Annotated in this window: 11 protein-coding genes and 1 riboswitch; of the genes, 2 read left to right on the forward strand and 9 right to left on the reverse strand. The window is 44.1% G+C overall.

Features of this window, described 5'->3' with window-relative positions:
- Positions 1 to 46 precede the first annotated feature (46 nt).
- From BLP33_RS23310 to BLP33_RS23320, 3 genes are read right to left on the reverse strand one after another with little or no spacing between them, the layout of a single operon-like run.
- Positions 47 to 892: a sensor histidine kinase gene (locus tag BLP33_RS23310; RefSeq protein WP_139160052.1), complete on the reverse strand. Its 846-nt coding sequence runs from the start codon at positions 890 to 892 to the stop codon at positions 47 to 49.
- Positions 868 to 1,515, reverse strand: a complete 648-nt coding sequence (locus BLP33_RS23315) for a hypothetical protein (protein WP_090533683.1) — start codon at positions 1,513 to 1,515, stop codon at positions 868 to 870. Before BLP33_RS23315 ends, BLP33_RS23310 begins: the two co-directional genes overlap by 25 nt.
- Before the next feature lie 19 nt (positions 1,516 to 1,534).
- Positions 1,535 to 2,023: a hypothetical protein gene (locus tag BLP33_RS23320; RefSeq protein ID WP_090533685.1), complete on the reverse strand. Its 489-nt coding sequence runs from the start codon at positions 2,021 to 2,023 to the stop codon at positions 1,535 to 1,537.
- Positions 2,024 to 2,381: 358 nt separating this feature from the next.
- Here BLP33_RS23320 and BLP33_RS23325 point away from each other — a divergent pair, with 358 nt between their 5' ends.
- Complete coding sequence (locus BLP33_RS23325) at positions 2,382 to 3,317, forward strand: hypothetical protein (RefSeq protein ID WP_090533687.1); 936 nt, start codon at positions 2,382 to 2,384, stop codon at positions 3,315 to 3,317.
- A 286-nt stretch (positions 3,318 to 3,603) separates the two neighbouring features.
- Positions 3,604 to 5,442 carry a hypothetical protein gene (locus tag BLP33_RS23330; protein WP_090533689.1) on the forward strand — a complete coding sequence of 613 codons (1,839 nt, stop codon included), beginning with the start codon at positions 3,604 to 3,606 and terminating at the stop codon, positions 5,440 to 5,442.
- Between the two features lie 60 nt (positions 5,443 to 5,502).
- On the opposite strand, the gene BLP33_RS23335 is transcribed toward BLP33_RS23330, so the two are convergent.
- The 6 genes from BLP33_RS23335 to murQ form a co-directional block, all read right to left on the reverse strand.
- The gene (locus tag BLP33_RS23335; protein WP_090533691.1) at positions 5,503 to 6,060 is read right to left on the reverse strand and encodes a hypothetical protein; all 558 of its coding nucleotides are present in this window, start codon (positions 6,058 to 6,060) and stop codon (positions 5,503 to 5,505) included.
- Positions 6,061 to 6,269: 209 nt separating this feature from the next.
- Positions 6,270 to 7,226 (reverse strand): methylenetetrahydrofolate reductase, encoded by a 957-nt coding sequence (locus BLP33_RS23340; protein WP_090533693.1) that lies wholly within the window; start codon positions 7,224 to 7,226, stop codon positions 6,270 to 6,272.
- 227 nt (positions 7,227 to 7,453) lie between these two features.
- Complete coding sequence (gene metH / locus BLP33_RS23345) at positions 7,454 to 11,158, reverse strand: methionine synthase (RefSeq protein WP_090533695.1); 3,705 nt, start codon at positions 11,156 to 11,158, stop codon at positions 7,454 to 7,456.
- Positions 11,159 to 11,362: 204 nt separating this feature from the next.
- Positions 11,363 to 11,472: riboswitch (SAM riboswitch) on the reverse strand.
- 133 nt (positions 11,473 to 11,605) lie between these two features.
- A complete protein-coding gene (locus BLP33_RS23350; RefSeq protein ID WP_090533697.1) occupies positions 11,606 to 12,337 on the reverse strand; it encodes a Bax inhibitor-1/YccA family protein in 732 nt (243 codons plus the stop codon).
- Positions 12,338 to 12,506: 169 nt separating this feature from the next.
- A complete protein-coding gene (locus tag BLP33_RS23355) occupies positions 12,507 to 13,073 on the reverse strand; it encodes a hypothetical protein (RefSeq protein WP_090533699.1) in 567 nt (188 codons plus the stop codon).
- 102 nt (positions 13,074 to 13,175) lie between these two features.
- Complete coding sequence (gene murQ / locus BLP33_RS23360) at positions 13,176 to 13,985, reverse strand: N-acetylmuramic acid 6-phosphate etherase (RefSeq protein WP_090533701.1); 810 nt, start codon at positions 13,983 to 13,985, stop codon at positions 13,176 to 13,178.
- Between the last annotated feature and the right edge of the window lie 26 nt (positions 13,986 to 14,011).

A 14,011-nucleotide genomic window follows, 5' to 3' on the forward strand; every position in this document is an offset into this window, starting at 1 on the left:
GTTAACAAGATTGAAATTATCAATAAATATAAACTATTGATTTTAACTATGCTACTTTTAATTTAATGATAGTGATTGCCCCGCTAAGCGGTTTGCTGTACGTATTTATTTCGCCATTAATGAGTTGCACGCGGCTTTGTAAATTTTTAAGCCCGAAACCCTGCTTAACATCGCCCATATTAAAGCCTTTGCCGTTATCCTTAAATTCCATAATGAGGTAGCCGGCTTGTAAGGCCATATTAAGGTTTATGATCGTAGCTTCCGAGTGTTTGATAGCATTACCAAACAACTCCTGGGCTATGCGGTACAGTGCCAGTTCAATTTCATTAGAGAAGCGCTTATCGGCAAAATTTTTAGCGAAATTAACTTTGATATGGGTGTTGTTTTCCACCTTGGTACACAGCGCCTCGACGGCAATCAGTAGTCCATAGTCGGTAAGTATAGGAGGCAGCACATTTTGTATAATGTTCCTGATCTCCTGGATGCACTCATCGGCCAGTTTACGGGTGTCTATCAGTAGGGGCTGACTTACCTCACTCACGCAATTTTTGTCCAGCCGGTGCAGGTTAAGCTTTATAGCTGAAAGTACCTGGCCAACACTATCGTGCAGGTCTTCGGCCAGGCGTCTGCGTTCACTTTCCTGGGTTTCAAAGACGGCGTTCATGAGGTCGGTTTGCCGTGCATCATGCATGGCGCGTAACTCTGCCTGGTTTTTTAGCATCCTCCGCTGGTAAATAATCACGAAGAAGAATAAAAAGCCGATCAATATAACAACCACGAGTGTCCCGATGATGAGTACCGGGATTAAGCCATTTTGGGTTATCTCTAAAATAGGGCTGTTATACATGATCATAATATGCAAACCTGCTATGCCTTTTTTTGTGGCTTGCAAAGTAATGCAACAGAGTATATTAGATTCGTAATAATATTAGTTATGCTAAAGATAACATAATAATCTGCTTTATCCTTATCAGGTATCTTGCTAAAAAGCATAAATAAAAAGATATTGACTGCTGAGTAAAATAGCACGCCTGAATTAAACCAAAATAAACCTTGTTTTTCAATATGAATAAAGGTTTGTGGATTTAAAAGTTGATAGAAGTATATAAGCGATAATACTATTAGTAAAAGACTTGATGCTGTATTTGAAACCGATGGATAATCAAACAAATTTTTGGCGTTATATAATACTACTGCCACTGTTATAGCTGCGAGTAATATAACTATCTTCTTTAGAAAAGACTTTGAAAGCAGTTTATAATACATCAAGCCAAAGAATCCTATTGTTAGGATAACATATACGTGGAGTAATGGATTAGTGTTTAAGGGATGTCCGGTATGTGGCTTGAATTGATATGACAACCACATCGACCAGTCAAATAAGGCTGATATCAATAAAAACAAAGCTAACAATTTCATTAAGCTGTCAAGATGCTTGTAGTTATGCGCCGCTGCCAGCAACGGGAATAGACCGGACATGACCGATATATTCATTAATAAAACGCTTACAAGCATGTGATTAGAATAATTAATATTAGTCTTTAGTCAAAATATTTTGCGGACAGCCAGCAGTACCAGGACATGGCACGGCCTGTTCACCAACAATATTGTCATTTTCGGCTGTCATAAGTGCGAAGGTTTGAACACCTTTGGCAGACTCTTTAGCCGCTGCTGATTTATTGCCTGGAAGTTGATCCTCTCCATCAGCCGTTACCCCAGTGATTATAAAATGCTGCTGCCCGCTAACATCGGCGATAACAGATAAAAGGAAATTGCTTACAGAAACCCAAAACTTTTGCCAGTTATTAAGCTTTTGATCGTTGGCATAATAAATACGGATGCCCATACAGCCATCCTGCTTTAATATGGTGTTTAATATTTCCTGTCCGAAAAATTGTGATATGATATCTTTTGGATTACGGTGCCTGTGATTCTTTGTCCATTCGGCCGCCAGGTTGATATCAATCGGTGCGCCTTCTTTTCCGGTAATAGGTGATGATGGTCTTCTTTCTTGTGTTTCCATAAAAAATAATAGCGTGTAGGGATTTAGTTTTGTATAAAACTAATACTAATAAGTATCTCTTTCAATGAGATGCCCCGGCCATATATCTTACAATATATTGCCGGTTCGTTTTTATCTGTTTGATTATTAATTGATTGTGAATTTAATCCGTTTTATCACGCTTGTATTATACGTATTTTTACGTATCAGAAACTGTAATCTTACGTGGCATGAAATTGCTGGTTATATAGGTCTTTTGTGCTTAAATAATCCTGTTTTTCAGGATGCAAAAAAAGTTTTTAATATAATATCTAAATATGGATATTGTTTATTAAATTGCTTTTGATAATAATATTACAAAAACCTAAAACCAAATTTTATGAAACAAGAAATGCTAATTACACAGATCAGCCCTGATCGGGTAGGCGAGTTCATCAGCGAAAGCTTTTATCAAGAGTTAACCGAAAATTTTCAGCAAAAATTCCCTACAGAAGTTAAATCGGTAATGCTTAGTCGCAAAGTTGTTGAAACTGTTTTGAACGCTGAAAACGTATCCGGTATCAAGTTTATGAACGGCCTTGAAGATGCTAATGATCCTTCATCAAGAATGTTGGTGCTGATTCCTTGTAATTACACCGTAACTGCCAGTTTACCTAACTCCATCATTAATCAACACGGTTTTATGACTAACACTGGTGAAGTTATTTCATTAGAAAGAACATGGCAGGTATTATTTAATCATGTATTGAATTTTAAAAAGCTTGATCCGACTATGGCTTATACACAAATTAACCGCGGATCGTTCATGGGAAGAGAAATATTAACCGAACTCGTATGTAGCACAAAAGTAAATAACTTGGTCTATCACTTCGGACACAGTATTGATGCTGACTACTCTTATAAAGCAATTATACACCCTGAAAGCAATATGTTTTTAATCGGAGATCAATCATATCCGTGTCCAGGTTCAACAGGTTGCCCAACTACAGGCAAAGATCCATGCGCACTTACCCGCATAACAACCACGATGTTAGGCACAGAAGCCGAAGGCCAGTTAAATACACTGCGCGCGTTCCGCGATAAAATACTAACCGATAAGTTGAGTGGTGTGGAAGTTGAGAAATATTACACCATTTCTGCATCGCTGCTGGAAGCTATTGACAAAACACCAAACCAAGGGGCAATATTTAAAGGCCTGTACGATAAATATATTGCTACTTCGCTTAACGCGATAAACCAAAATGATGAGGAAACTGCTTTTGCCTTGTTCCAGGAAGCTATGCAGCATCTCGCCGAAACATATCTGTATCAATAACAACCTAAAATGTGATTGCAAAGCGTCTTTCCTGCCCGGAAAGGCGCTTTCTTTTTTATACCGAAATTTCCCTTAAAACGTAATTCTACGTTTGGTTCATGTTGATGATACGTTTTAATATCGCGTACCACTACAGGCTATAATAGCGTACTGGCAACGTTGATTGCGCAGCCGTTTTGCCCAAACTTTGACTCAGCAAATGAGCCGCACATCAGCTTGTTTGCGGTGGAGTATGCTGAAAATCCAGTTTAAAGAGTAAGCCGGTACAAATACTAATCAAAAACTTATGAACTACATTATTAAAGGGAACCTGCGCGGTTTATTATGTTCAGACTGCGAACTGCCTGTTGCAGGCACATCGGTAAAAGTTTATCGCCCTTCCGATCAGCAAAATGAAACCCGGCTTGCTGTCGCCGATCCCAAACAAACCTTTCACCAGGTAAATGATGATGAACTGAAAGCGAAAGAGCGGTTGTTTATTACACAGGCCGATGTACAGGGAAACGGCGATTTTACTATCGAAATCGATGGCGGCAAATCCGGCTATGAAGGCGGCAGTATTGATGTAGACTGGTATTGCGGCAACGTACCTTTCAAAATCCCGCTGCCTAAAAATGAACCGCTATTACAGTTCCACATTACTACACTGCAACCCCTGTATAAAAGCAGCCAGGAAAATGCTCAATATGCGAGATTTGATTATAAAATAGATTCCAAATGGTTTTGCCGCATCCTTACCTTATTGGACATTTGGGTAGTTTGCGGTTATGTAAACGATTGTGAAACCCAAAAGCCAATTCCCGGTGTTAAGGTTTTTGCTTATGATGTCGACCTGCTGCAAGACGACTATTTGGGCAACGCCTATACCGATAACAACGGCAAGTTCACTATCGTATATCCCGGTGACAATTTTAGGAAAACCTTATTGCCATGGCTCAATGTAGAATGGCCTGCCGGTCCGGACTATTATTTCAGGGTTGAAAGTTCATCTGGCACTGTACTGCTGGCCGAAGACCGTACCCGGGGCCGCCAGAACGACAGGCATAATGCCAACAACTGTTTCTGCGTAAAACTGTGCATTAAAGGCGGCGGCATCATTACCAGCGATATACCATGGTTTACCGCGGTTGGGAATTTCAGCATTACATCTGATATTGATGGCAGCGGTAAAACCCTTATGAGCAAATTTGGAGCGGGCGGCACAGGATACGGTTTCTTTGGTTCGGTTAAGCTGGGGGGCTACGCCACCAAGAAAGTGCCCACCGCGCCGGCCAGCCCACTTTATTACCGCTTTTTGTTTTCTACCGATAACTTGAACTTCAGCCCGGTAACTACCGCCCAGATGGAAGCTACAGCCTTAAAAGTTGCCACCCGGCAAATCACCTGGAATGGTACAACTGCCTTTCAGGATGTAGTGATCGATATCAATAAACCTGCTTCTGTGCCCGATAGCGTTCCTGCAGATAATTATCCTAATCCGATCCCGGATCATGTGCTGCACCCTGACGCCAATGGCTGGGTACGTGTTGATCAGCCTGCATTGGATAATGGTTTTTATGGATCGCTGTTTTATTTAAACACTACTACCATTATTGGAGGCGGCGATGCCAGCGCCGGGTTAACGCCTGGTTTAGCTGTGCCTGTGGCAGATCAGAAAAACGGCAGAATGTTATACATCCAATTTCAAACTACTGACGATCCGGCTAATGCCGCTTCGCCAAACCTGAATACGCAATCGCTTATCGGCAAGATCTATGTTAACAACTGGAACGAAGTAAACCTGCTGAAGCTGGAAGAACTTTTTGCCGGCGGGGGCAGTGGCTGCACTCCGGTAAGCGGAACCGCCCATGCCGATTACACAGTTGACCATGAGCTGATTGCCAGCTGGTCGCTGGGTGTATGGTCAAACGCTACGGGTACTGTGAGCGGTTTGCCCAGCGGCACAACCCCGCGCGGAGACGCTAAGAAATTTGACATGGCCTCGCCGTCACCATTTGTTTTAACTCCTCCTTTTAGCGCATGGCCCTCATGCGCCTATAGCCTAACCCTGACAACCTATCGCAAATTAACCACCGGCGAAAGTAACGACTGGGGAAAAACGAACCAGGTTATCTTTTGCAAGTAACCTGCATGTGAACGGGGGAAGAGGGTGCCGTTGCATGTCGGCGCCCTCTCATTTTAACCGTTAAAATAATCTCAGGATGTACGAGGCCTCGTACAAAAGGAACACGATCACCAATGCCGCGTGAAAGTTGCGGTTCTCTACTTTAATGGCTATCATACATAATATAAAATGACTGATATTGCGGATTGGGTACTCGATGTTATAGTGATGTACATAGCTTGGCCCCTTTATTTCGGTATCTATGATATCAAGCAGATAGCTGGCCCCCAAAATGCTGAAGATCCATTTCCGGCGTGAGTAAAAGTAGTCTTTGTAGTCCTGATAGTCTTTTAAATCATCAGGATAGAGCAATGCACAGACGCTGTAATAAGTAACAATGTAGATAATGATGAAAAAGTACTCGGCAAAAAGCCAGTGCTTTATTTCGTGCAGGCTAATCTCCCACCACCAAAAGTGCAGCAGCAATATAAACACGTAAAGCGCCCACAGGTTATGCACCCAATAAGGTTTATCCCGGCCGGGGTGCTGAATTTGCTTGGCCGCCCCTTTAAGCAGGTGGGTAATGCTAAGCCCCAATGTAATGCTGATAACAGCCTTGATGTGACTAAAGGTATCCATAGGCAGTTTATTACTAAAATAAAAATAGCGTTTTATTTTTAGTAATACTGCTTTTATAAATATCAGTTACCCAATCATTCTCGTCATTGCGAGGTACGAAGCAATCCCCAATATACAGAGTAGCGATACAAGTTCGCCCTGTACAGTCGGGGGTTGCTTCGTGCCTCGCAATGACGCTTTGAGAAGGTTGTGTGCGACCTTAACGGCGATTAAAATATCGCTTCAGCAATACGTTTAGTAGGCCCGGCGTTGCTCATGGTATAAAAATGCAGCACTGGCGCGCCAAAGGCAATCAACTCTTTACATTGATTGATCATCCATTCAATACCTACTTCTTTAACATCCTTTTCGGTGGCGCAGGCATGGATGGCATCACTCAAATCTTCCGGGATATCAATATGGAATGTCTTTGACAGCGTAACCAATTGTTTTGATGATGTGATCGGTTTCAGCCCCGGAATAATAGGCACATTGATACCATTGGCCCGGCAGCCGTTTACAAACTCCTTGTATTTACCAATATCAAAAAACATCTGGGTTACAATGAACTGTGCACCCATTTCTACCTTTTGCTTCAGGTATTTAAAGTCGGTTTTAAGGTTCGGGGCTTCAAAATGCTTTTCGGGATAACCGGCTACGCCAATACAAAAGTTTGTTTTGGCTGTATTGCCATGGTCCTCATGCAAATAAATACCGTTGTTAAGGTTTACTACCTGCTGCAGCAAATCGGTAGCATAACAATGGCCATTAGGCGTAGGTACAAATGATGAATCGCCAAGGCGCGCATCGCCACGCAACACAAGTACATTTTCGATACCTAAAAACTCTAATTCTATAAGGGCGTTCTCGGTTTCGTCTTTGGTAAAGCCGCCACAAAGCAGGTGGGGCACGGTATCAACCTTATACCTGTTCATGATAGCCGCGCAGATGGCAATAGTGCCTGGGCGTTTGCGGTACGATAATTTCTCGAGCAAACCGTTTGGGTGCTGCTTGTAAATAAAGTCCTCGCGCAGGGTAGTAACATCAATAAACGGAGGTTTAAACTCCATCAGCGGATCAATAGCATTATAAATGCCCTGGATGCTCTGCCCTTTTAAAGGCGGGATCAGTTCAAAAGAAAAAAGTGTTTTGCCGTTGGCGTTTGCTATATGTTCAGGTATTTTCATTTGCCCCCTACCCCCCCTAAAGGGGGAATTTTTATTTAAGTTTTATAATTACAATTCAAGTTCCCCTCTCGAGAGGGGGCGCGGTGGATTTGTGTGTTGGCAGGGGTGTGTTATGCGGCGTTTATTATCGCTTTGTTAACACACCCTCCACCCCTCTCAAGAGGGGAACCGCACAAGCCCTCGCTTTGTCGTTTCTTCCCTTACTCCCCCTTTAGGGGGCAGGGGGGCTAATAATTAATATTCGGCCCTAGCCATCTTTCCACATCCTCCAATGGCATTTGTTTACGGATAGCATAATCCTCAACCTGATCCTTACTGATTTTACCCAAGCCGAAATATCTTGTCTGCGGATGTGCGAAGTAGAAACCGCTTACCGATGCGGCCGGCAGCATGGCCAGGCTTTCGGTTAGGTGCATGTTTGCGTTGTCTTCTGCTTTTAGTAATTCAAACAAGGTGGTTTTTTCGGTATGGTCCGGGCAGGCCGGATAACCCGGTGCCGGACGGATGCCCTGGTATTCTTCCTTAATAAGGTCGGCATTGCTTAGCTGTTCGCCTTTGGCATAGCCCCAGTATTCCTTACGTACCAACTCGTGCATTTTTTCGGCGAAGGCTTCGGCAAGGCGGTCGGCAAGGGCTTTGGCCATGATGCTGTTATAGTCGTCATGATCGGCCTCAAACTCAGCAACCAATTCATCACAACCTAAACCGGCTGTTACCGCAAAGCCGCCGAAATAATCGGGCACACCGCTTTCTTTTGGCGCGATAAAATCTGACAAGGCATAATACGGATCATTCTTCACCTTTTCGGCCTGCTGGCGTAAGGTATGGATGTGATTTAAAACTGTTGTGCGACTTTCATCGGTATATAATTCAATATCATCACCTACAGCGTTGGCAGGCCAGAAACCTATCACGCCTTTCGCAGTGAACAGTTTCTCGTCAACAATACGTTTCATCAATACCTGCGCATCGTTAAATAGTTTTTTGGCTTCAACGCCTACAAACTTATCATCAAAGATCTTCGGATAGCTGCCGCGAAGTTCCCAGGTATGGAAAAATGGCGTCCAGTCGATATAAGGCAGCAACTCTTCCAGCGGGAAATTCTCAAATACTTTGGTGCCTGTAAATGCGGGTTTCGGCGCCACATCGCCATCCAGGCTAATCTGGAATTTACCAGCACGGGCTTCTTCGATAGTTACAAAACGCTTGTCCGATTTTTTGTTGGCATGTGCCTCACGGGCTTTGGCATATTCATCCTTAATGCCCTGGATATAGGCATCCCGGTTGTCCTTGCTCATTAGATTGCTGCAAACGGTAACGCTGCGCGAAGCGTCCAAAACGTGAATGGCAGCCCCGGAGTATTGCGGCGCCACTTTTACGGCTGCGTGAATGCGCGACGTTGTAGCACCACCAATGATTAGCGGGATGGTAAATCCTTCGCGCTCCATTTCTTTGGCAAAATGCACCATTTCATCAAGCGATGGGGTGATCAATCCGCTTAAGCCAATGATATCAACGTTTTGCTTTTTAGCCTCTTCAATAATGCGTTGCGCGGGCACCATCACCCCAAGGTCTATCACCTCGAAGTTATTACAGGCTAATACCACACCAACTATATTTTTACCAATATCATGTACGTCGCCTTTTACGGTGGCCATTAACACCTTACCGGCGTTGGCACGCTGATCGGCATTTACGTTGTTCTTTTTTTCTTCCTCAATAAAAGGCAGCAGGTAAGCCACCGCCTTTTTCATCACACGGGCTGATTTTACCACTTGTGGTAAAAACATCTTGCCGGCACCGAACAAGTCGCCTACGATGTTCATACCATCCATCAACGGACCTTCAATAACCTCAAGTGGTTTGCTGTAGGCCTGGCGGGCTTCCTCCACATCGTCGTCAAGGTATTCAACAATGCCTTTTACCAGCGAGTGGGAGAGGCGCTCCTGAACGGTGCCTTTGCGCCATTCTTCGTCGCGTACAACTTCTTTTCCTTTGCTTTTGATGGTGTCGGCAAATTCCACCAGGCGCTCGGTAGCATCCGGGCGGCGGTTAAGGAGTACATCTTCTACAAGTTCCAAAAGGTTTTTCGGAATCTCCTCGTAAACCTCCAGCATGCCGGCGTTTACAATCCCCATATCCATACCGGCTTTAATGGCATGGTACAGGAATGCCGAGTGCATGGCCTCGCGCACGGTATTATTACCCCTGAACGAGAACGAAATGTTACTTACACCGCCGCTCACTTTAGCGTGCGGCAGGTTTTGCTTGATCCAGCGGGTGGCCTCAATAAAATCTACCGCGTAGTTATTATGTTCTTCCAGGCCGGTAGCAACTGTTAGGATGTTCGGATCGAAAATGATATCCTGCGGCGGAAAACCTACTTCGTTCACCAGGATCTCATATGATCGTTTGCAGATCTCGATACGACGTTCCAATGAATCAGCCTGACCGGTTTCGTCAAAGGCCATTACTACGGTGGCAGCACCATAGCTTAAGATTTTCCGGGCATGCTCTTTAAACTTTTCTTCACCCTCTTTCAGGGAGATGGAGTTCACGATACCTTTACCCTGTACGCATTTCAAACCGGCCTCGATCACTGTCCATTTGGATGAGTCGATCATAATAGGCAGTTTGGCTATATCCGGTTCAGAAGCAACCAGGTTCAGGAATTTTACCATCACAGCCTCCGAATCAATCATGCCCTCATCCATGTTAATATCGATGACCTGCGCGCCGCCTTCCACCTGTTGCAGGGCAACACTTAGAGCTGCCTCATAATCTTCGGCAAGGATCAATTTGGAAAACTTAGGGGAACCGGTAATGTTGGTGCGTTCGCCCACGTTTACAAAAATGCTTTCGGGTTTAATGGTGACCGCTTCCAGGCCGCTCAGGCGCATATCCGGCTCAATTTGAGGGATAGGGCGGGGCGGATATTTGGCAGCCTTATCGGCAATGCACTTAATATGCTCGGGTGTGGTACCGCAGCAGCCACCAACAATATTAACCAGGCCGGCTTTGATAAAATCATCAACCTGGTGAGCGGTTTCATGCGGAGTTTCGTCGTACTGGCCAAACTCGTTGGGTAAGCCGGCGTTTGGATAGGCCGAAATAAATACGCCTGCTTTTTCAGAAAGTTCGGCAAGGTGCGGGCGCATTTCCCGGGCACCCAAAGCGCAGTTTAGGCCTACCGATAGCAGGTTGGCATGGCTTATCGAGTTCCAGAAAGCTTCGACAGTTTGCCCGGAAAGGGTACGGCCTGAAGCATCGGTAATAGTACCTGAGATCATGATACCGCCCGAATCCCTGAAAGCAGGAAAATCCTTACCTGCAGCTTTACATTCCAGCTCATAACGTTTTATGGCGAAGAGGGCTGCTTTTGCATTCAGTGTATCAAAGATAGTTTCAACCAACAACAGGTGCGATCCTCCGTCAACCAAACCGCGTACCTGGTCATAGTAGGCCTCGGCCAGGTCATCAAAGGTAACGGCGCGATATCCGGGGTCGTTAACGTCTGGCGATAAGGAAGCAGTACGGTTGGTTGGGCCGATGGCACCGGCAACAAAACGCGGCTTTGCAGGGTTGCGCCGGGTATATTCGTCGGCTACCTCGCGGGCAATGCGTGCACCTTCGTAGCTTAGTTCATAGGCCAGTTCTTCCAGGTGATAATCGGCAAGGGAAATTACCTGTGTGCTGAAAGTGTTAGTTTCAATGATATCCGCACCGGCATCAAGATATTCGGCATGAATGGCTTTGATAATATCAGGGCGCGTGATATTGAGCAGGTCGTTATTGCCCTGCAGGTCGCTATGATGATCGCGAAAACGCTCGCCACGAAAATCCTTCTCGGTAAGCTGGTACCTTTGAATCATGGTACCCATTGCTCCGTCAATCACCAGGATGCGTTTCTGTAATTCTTTTCTAATGTCCATTTTTTGAGATGTGAGATATGAGATATAAGATGTGAGACCTTGGCAAAAAGTCTTTGCCAGATCCTCAAATCTTTAATCCCATATATCTGATAAAAAGATACTAAACAAGCAATTGGAAAAAGCCGAGGCTATCTCAAATCTCAAATCTAATATCTTAAATCTAAATACGGCTTATCTCGAAAAGTCGGGTGTTGTTATGACTTTCGCTTATCTGTCCGGGCGCGTAATTGCTGCCTGGTAGAATGTAGCACCTTGTGAAGCACAGGTTGCTAAGACATCGCAGGGTCTAATCCCTCCGTCTTTCTCCATAAGCAGTGCAAAGTTGCGCAATAAAGTTATCATTTGCAAGTGTATAACGTACGCTAAATATCATAGCTAAGCCACATTGTTAAACAAAAAAAGCTGCCTTTTGCGGAGGCAGCTTTCTGATTGAATTTCTTAATGAAATTATCTTCTTCTGCCGAATAAACGGAGGAGCATGAAAAACAGGTTGATTAGTGTGATGTACAATGTTAGCGCACCCATCAGGGCCAGTTTTTTCGAGCTTGCATCGCCATATTCAGTACCAGCGCCAATACGTTTTAACATTTGCATATAGTATGCGGTTAATCCGGTAAATACAGCTATGCCAATATAGCTGATAATATAACTCATTTGTTCGCTGTGCATAAAGAAATTAGCTAATGAAGCTACAAAAATCCCAATGAACAGAATGTACATGATTGAACCAAATTTGGTTAAATCCATCTGAGTAGTATAACCGGCAATGCCCATAATACCGAAAGTTACTGATGCGGTAATGAAAACACCCAATATTGATGCAGATGTGTAGATCAGAAATATCAAACTTAAGCTGATGCCAATAAGTGTTGCATAAGCTACGAAAAGCAGCACCAATACCGGATAAGAGATTCGGTTATAGCCAAATTGCATTACCAATGAAAACGCCAGTGGCGAAAACAGCGCAAAATAGCCAAAACCCGTAAGGCCGCCTGTTGGTGCAACGATCAGACTGATCAGGCCCATATTTAAAAATAGATAAACTGTTATTGCTGATACGCCAAGCGCAACGAACATCCAGCTGAAAACGCCGGCCATAAACCTGCGTGAATCAACTTCTGATTGATCCCTAACTTCGATTACATTATCGAAGTTGTATTTAGATTCTTTAAATTCCATTTTGTGTTAAAAATTATAGTACGAATATATAAATAAAAGGTGAATACAGCATGAAGAAGCAAGACTGCAAGAATCAAGAGTCAAGAAACAGGAAAGTTTTCCGAAATGTCTTGTCTCTTGATTCTTGCAGTCTTGATTTCTGTTCTTCCTGCTTCTTGACTCTGTACCCCTAATTCAATCTCCTCATCAACTGCTCTTCAACCTTTTTGAAAACCTGTATGGGTTTCAGGGTACGCCAGCCAAGGCTATCGAGTTCGCCGCCAAAATTGATGTAATAGTCGATATTGCTGTGTTTAAATTCGTCTATCACGTGTTCGCGGAAGTTGATGCCTGCTATCCAGCCGTCTTCCACGTCCTGGAACCACTCTTCGTAATAGCAATCATCGCTTGAATGAAAGTTGAGTACGTTTTCGCCGATCAGGATAAAATGGCTGATGCCATTATCTATCATCAGGTCGAGCAGCTCACGCTTCAGCATCATAATGTCGTTGTTTATGGCGTCATTCCATTCACCTATCAGCTCAATAATAGTGTAGCCTTTATCATAATCGGCAAAAAGCACTTTTAAATAAAGGGTATTGGAGCCGAATGAGTCCCATTGCGGGTGCAGCAGGTAATTGTATACCTGCTTGTCAAATTCAAACTCGCTGTATTCTGTCGCGTAGAAAGGCGAAAACTCATCTTCTGATGCCACGTAATCGTCTCTCCAGCGGTAATATGGTTCAATATCGTGCATGTTTTTGATTTCAAATTGTCTGAACCCGAATTTTTTGAATTTGAGAATTTATCGAATACAAGCATCTTCAAATTTCCAAATCAACACATCTTCAAATTCAGTTTATTTTTTTAAATAATGATCAACAGCGCCTCGTACGCTGCCGTATTGTTTCAGTAACCCGGCTGCTTCTTCTTCGTTCAGCCCGGTTTCGTCCATTACCATGCGGGTGCCCCTGTTCACCAATTTGTGGTTGCTCAATTGCATATCAACCATCCTGTTCCCTTTTACGCGGCCAAGCTGGATCATTACGCTTGTGCTCAGCATATTTAAAACTAATTTTTGCGCCGTGCCTGCTTTCATGCGGGTTGACCCTGTTAAAAACTCAGGGCCTGTTACTACTTCAACCGGGTACTGTGCCACAGCCGCTACCGGACTGCCGCTGTTACAAACAATACAGCCGGTAACTAAATTATGCTCATTAGCTGTTTTTAAGCCGCCGATCACATACGGTGTAGTGCCCGAAGCGGCTATGCCAATAACCACGTCTTTATCATTAATGTCGAAAGCTTCCAGATCTTTCCAGGCCTGTACAGCATCGTCTTCAGCAAATTCTACCGCTTTGCGGATCGCGCCATCGCCGCCTGCTATCAAGCCCACCACCATATCAAACGGAACGCCGAATGTTGGCGGGCATTCCGAAGCATCAACCACGCCTAAACGGCCACTGGTACCGGCGCCTATGTAAAATAAACGCCCGCCGTTTTTCATCCTTTCTGCGGTGATAGTTGCCAGGGCCTCTATCTGTGGCAATGCCTTTTCCACAGCCAGCGGAACCGTTTTATCCTCGTTATTAATGTTTTCTAAAATTTCCCTTACGGTCTGTTTTTCGAGGTTTTTATAGTGCGATTCCCTTTCGGTGGTGGTTTCCATAGCCTATTTTCAAATAATTTATAACA

Source organism: Mucilaginibacter sp. NFR10, from assembly GCF_900100445.1.
Taxonomy (GTDB): Bacteria; Bacteroidota; Bacteroidia; order Sphingobacteriales; family Sphingobacteriaceae; genus Mucilaginibacter; species Mucilaginibacter rubeus.